General features: G+C 44.9%; 1 protein-coding gene. It reads left to right on the forward strand.

Annotated features, from left to right (window positions below; all coding sequences use genetic code 11):
• Nucleotides 1–42: 42 nt before the first annotated feature.
• A partial coding sequence (locus Q5762_RS37230) for a DUF2800 domain-containing protein (RefSeq protein ID WP_315896737.1) occupies nucleotides 43–430 on the forward strand: 388 nt, incomplete at its 3' end.

Genomic DNA, 430 nt, shown 5'->3' on the forward strand with positions numbered 1-430 from the left:
TTTACGTTACACCCATTTGCCGTGTTGCGTAAAATGATTATTGTGGACGCTGGCAATCTTCCGCGTGTTCTTTCTTGTAACGGCTCATTAGTCATGCAAGCGGACCCCGTATTTACGGAGCGTGATAATACGATACGCGAAGAAGGAAACGCGGTGCACTGGCTGGCGTCCGCAATATTCAACAAAGAAACAACTTCGCTGGAAATGGTTGACCGGAAAGCGCCGAACGGCGTTTATATTACAGCCGAAATGGCGGAACACGTTGACGACTACATTTCCTTAATCGATTGTGCACCTAACATTCAATTGTTTGTTGAATGGGGTTACACATTGAACGGTCAGAATTATCAAATCAACGGTCGTTCTGACTGCGTGGCAGTTGTTGGAAATTATTTGAACATCCACGATTTCAAATATGGCTACACGATTG

Source organism: Streptomyces sp. P9(2023) (genome assembly GCF_032436795.1).
Taxonomy (GTDB): Bacteria; Actinomycetota; Actinomycetes; order Streptomycetales; family Streptomycetaceae; genus Streptomyces.